We start from the raw sequence: 4,372 nt of genomic DNA, 5'->3' as shown, positions 1-4,372 counted from the left end.
CTGCCCCAGATGCGTCCCGATGCGGAGGTGATCAGGAAACGGGTGCGACACGCGGTGCGCGCCGCTGCACCCGCTGCAACCGCTGACCGTCGTACGAGCGGAGCGGGCGACCAGCGCCCTCCGCCAGGGGCGCCTTCCGCCTGCGGCGGGGTCCCCTGAGGCGGAGATTCAGGCGCGCCGTTCGGCCGGGAGCGGGCGACCGGGTAGGGTCTGACGCCGTGCGCGGCAATCCTCGTCCCCGTACCGTGACCGGAATCCGGCTCGGTGACCTAGCCGCCCGGCTCGCCGTGGCGCCTCCTACTAGCGGTGATCCGATGGTGACCGGGGTGACCCACGCCAGCGGCGAGGTCCGCCCCGGCGACCTGTACGCTGCCCTGCCCGGTGCCCGCCGGCACGGCGCGGAGTTCGTCGCCGACGCGGCGGCGGCCGGCGCGGTCGCCGTACTCACCGACCCGGCCGGCGCCGAGCAGGCCGCCGACCACGGGTTGCCGGCCCTGGTGGTGGCCAACCCGCGCGCGGCGCTCGGCATGCTCGCCTCGGCCGTCTACGGCGAACCGACCGCGGGGCTGACCGTGATCGGCGTGACCGGCACCGCCGGCAAGACCTCCACCAGCTACCTGATCGAGTCCGGGCTGCGCGCCGCCGGGCACACCACCGGCCTGATCGGCACGGTGGAGACCCGGCTCGGCGACCTGGTGATCGACAGCGTCCGGACCACCCCGGAGGCGACCGACCTGCACGCCATGCTCGCCGTGGCCCGCGAGCGCGGAGTCGACGCGGTGGTCATGGAGGTGTCCAGCCACGCCCTGGCCATGGGGCGGGTCGGCGGGGTCCGGTTCGACGTCGGCGGCTACACCAACTTCGGCTCCGACCACCTGGACTTCCACGCCGACGAGGCAGACTACTTCGCCGCCAAGGCGAAGCTCTTCGACGGGCGCTGCCAGGTCGAGGTGCTCAACCACGACGACCCGGCGCTGCGCCCGCTGCTCAAGCCGGCGACCGTGACCTATTCGGCGGCCGGTGACCCGGCCGCAACCTGGTGGGCTGACGGCGTCGACGGCGAGGGGTACGCGCAGCGCTTCACCGTGCACGGCCCGGACGGAGTGACCCTGCCCACCGGCGTGTCGCTGCCCGGCCGGCACAACGTGGCCAACGCGCTGCTCGCCATCGCCACTCTGGTGGCCGCCGGGGTCGATCCGGCCACCGCCGCGTCGGGGGTGGCTGGCTGCGGCGGGGTGCCCGGGCGGCTGGAACTGGTCAGCGGCGACGCCCCGGTGCTCGGGGTCGTCGACTACGCGCACAAGGCCAACGCAATCGAGGCGGTGCTGGTCGCCCTGCGGGAGCTGACCGTGGGCCGACTGATCTGCGTGCTGGGCGCCGGCGGCGACCGGGACCGGGGCAAGCGGCCGGTGATGGGCGCCGTGGCGGCCCGGGGCGCCGACGTGGTGCTGGTGACCGACGACAATCCGCGCACCGAGGACCCGGCCGCGATCCGGGGCGAGGTGCTGGTCGGGGCGTACGCGGCGGACACCGGTGCGCGGATCATCGAGGCGCCCGGTCGACGGGCCGCGATCGAGGAGGCGGTCCGGGTGGCCGAACCGGGTGACATCGTCGCGCTGCTGGGCAAGGGCCAGGAACGCGGCCAGGAGATCAACGGCGAGGTGCTGCCGTTCGACGACCGGGTGGAGTTGGCGGCGGCGCTGCGCGCCCGCTTCGGCGACCTGGTGGGGCAGCGATGATCCCGCTGACCGTGGCCGAGGTGGCCGCCGCCGTCGACGGCCGGCTGGTCGCCGCTGACCCGGACGTCCGGGTCACCGGCACCGTCGAGTTCGACTCGCGCAAGGTCGGCCCCGGCGGGCTCTTCGTCGCCTTTCCCGGCGAGCAGGTGGACGGGCACGACTACGCTGCCGCCGCAGTGGCCTCGGGCGCGGTGGCCGTGCTCGGCACCCGCGAGGTGCCCGGCGTGCCGATGGTGCTGGTCGGCGACGCGCTCGACGCGATGGGACGGCTGGCCCGCGCGGTGGTCGACCGGCTGCCCGGGCTGACCGTGATCGGGCTTACCGGGTCGTCCGGCAAGACCAGCACCAAGGATCTGATCGCCCAGCTGGCCGTCCGGCTCGGCCCGACCGTGGCACCGCCCGGCTCGTTCAACAACGAGCTGGGGCACCCGTACACGGCGTTGCAGGCCACCCCTCAGACCCGCTACCTGGTAATGGAGAAGGGCGCCCGGGGGGTCGGGCACGTCCGCTACCTCTGCGACGTGGTGCCGCCGCGGATCTCGGTGGTGCTCAACGTCGGGGTCGCGCACCTCGGCGAGTTCGGCTCGGTGGAGACCATCGCCCTGGCCAAGGGGGAGCTGGTCGAGGCGCTGCCCGCCGACGGGCTGGCCGTGCTGAACGCCGACGATCCCCGCGTGGACGCGATGGCCACCCGCACCGGGGCCCGGGTCGTCCGGTACGGCGAATCGGAGCGGGCCGACGTGCGGGCGGTGGACGTGACGCTCGACGAGCGGGGGCGGGCGGCGTACACCCTGGTGACGCCGGAGGGAAGCGCCCCGGTGCGGCTCGGGCTGACCGGGCGGCACCAGGTCTCCAACACCCTCGCCGCCGCGACGGTGGCCCGCGAGCTGGGGATGTCCGTGGCCGACCTGGCCACCGCGCTGGGCGAGTTGGGGCTCGTCTCCAGCCGGCGGATGGACGTGTTCGAGCGCCCTGACGGGGTCACCGTCATCGACGACTCGTACAACGCCAACCCGGCCTCGATGGCGGTCGCGCTACGGTCGCTGGTCAGCATGCGCGGGTCGGGGCGTACCGTCGCGGTGCTCGGCTACATGGCCGAGCTGGGCGACTTCGAGACGGAGGGGCACCAGCAGGTCGGCCGGCTGGCGGCCGAGCTGGGTGTCGACCGGCTACTCGTGGTGGGCGAGCCGGCGGTGCCGATCCACGAAGGGGCCACAGCGGTAAGTGACTGGGGAGGAGAATCGGTGCTGCTCACCGATCAGGCGGCAGCCGTCGAGGCGCTGCGGAGCGAGCTGCGTCCGGGTGACGTGGTCCTGGTGAAGGGCTCCCGGTACCGCACCTGGGAGGTGGCCGACGCGTTGCGCGCCGATGCCACCGAGGGAGCCGCCTCATGAGGGCGGTGATCGTCGCCATCGGGGTCGCCTTCATCGTCTCGCTGTTCTTGACCCCGATCGCGATCAAGGTGTTCACCCGGCTCAAGGCCGGGCAGCCGATCCGGGCCGAGGGCCCGGCCATGCACCAGGGCAAGAAGGGCACGCCGACGATGGGCGGCGTGGTCTTCATCCTGGCCACGGTGATCGCGTACGTCGCCGGTCACCTGGCGCTGACCACCCTGCCGGACATGCAGATCGCCCAGGTCGAGCCGACCATCACCGCGCTGGTGCTGCTGGGGCTGATGGTGTTCTCCGGCGCGGTCGGTTTCATCGACGACTTCCTCAAGGTGCGCAAGCGGCACAGCGGCGGCCTCAACAAGCGCGGCAAGCTGGCCGGCCAGATCATTGTCGGGGCGGTCTTCGGCGTCATCGCGCTCTACTTCCCGAGCACCATGTACGACCGGGCCGGCAACCGGACCAATGCCGAGACGGTGGGCAGCACCACGCTGAGCTTCATCCGGGACATCCCGGCCCTGGAGATCGGCAAGATCGGTGCGGTGATCGTGATCATCCTGGTGGTGATGGCGGCGACCAACGGGGTGAACCTCACCGACGGTCTGGACGGCCTGGCCACCGGTGCCTCGGTGATGGTGCTGGCCGCGTATTCGCTGATCGCCTTCTGGCAGTACCGGCACTGGTGCGCCGACCCGGACTACACCACGGGATACTGCTACACGGTCCGGGACCCGCTGGAGATCGCCCTGATCGCCGGCGCGGCGGCCGGCGCCTGCGTCGGTTTCCTCTGGTGGAACACCTCGCCGGCCCGGATTTTCATGGGCGACACCGGCGCGCTCGGCCTGGGCGGCCTGATCGCCGGCATGGCGATGTCCACCCGGACCATCCTGTTGCTGCCGATCATCGGCGCGCTGTTCGTGATCATCACGATGTCCGTGGTGATCCAGATCATCTCGTTCCGGACCACCGGTAAGCGGGTGTTCCGGATGTCACCGCTGCAGCACCACTTCGAACTGGCCGGCTGGAGCGAGGTCAACATCGTGGTCCGGTTCTGGATCATTGCCGGCATCGGCGTGGCCATCGCGCTGGGCCTGTTCTACAGCGAGTTCCTCGCCGCGGTCACCTGAGGTGGAAGGAGGGGCCCCTTGTTTTCCGCTTTCCCTCGTACTCTTGACGGCACTGGTTTTGCTGAACCTGACCTTTGCCACATTCAACGCAAATACACCCCCCGGAGCCGTCGTCGTG

General features: G+C 71.9%; 3 protein-coding genes. All 3 read left to right on the top strand.

Annotation, left to right across the window (positions count from 1 at the left end; genetic code table 11):
* Positions 1-218: 218 nt before the first annotated feature.
* The 3 genes from ABZ671_RS32390 to mraY are packed head-to-tail and all read left to right on the top strand — an operon-like array spanning position 219 to position 4,254.
* Complete coding sequence (locus tag ABZ671_RS32390; protein ID WP_357865274.1) at positions 219-1,739, top strand: UDP-N-acetylmuramoyl-L-alanyl-D-glutamate--2,6-diaminopimelate ligase; 1,521 nt, start codon at positions 219-221, stop codon at positions 1,737-1,739.
* Positions 1,736-3,133 (top strand): UDP-N-acetylmuramoyl-tripeptide--D-alanyl-D-alanine ligase, encoded by a 1,398-nt coding sequence (murF, locus tag ABZ671_RS32385; protein ID WP_357865271.1) that lies wholly within the window; start codon positions 1,736-1,738, stop codon positions 3,131-3,133. The genes ABZ671_RS32390 and murF overlap by 4 nt, the downstream gene beginning before the upstream one ends.
* Positions 3,130-4,254: a phospho-N-acetylmuramoyl-pentapeptide-transferase gene (gene mraY / locus ABZ671_RS32380; RefSeq protein ID WP_357865267.1), complete on the top strand. Its 1,125-nt coding sequence runs from the start codon at positions 3,130-3,132 to the stop codon at positions 4,252-4,254. Before murF ends, mraY begins: the two co-directional genes overlap by 4 nt.
* The last annotated feature ends 118 nt before the right edge of the window (positions 4,255-4,372 follow it).

The sequence above is a fragment of the Micromonospora sp. NPDC006766 genome (assembly GCF_040636055.1).
GTDB lineage: Bacteria > Actinomycetota > Actinomycetes > Mycobacteriales > Micromonosporaceae > Micromonospora.
This window is presented reverse-complemented; position numbering and strand designations above follow the sequence as displayed.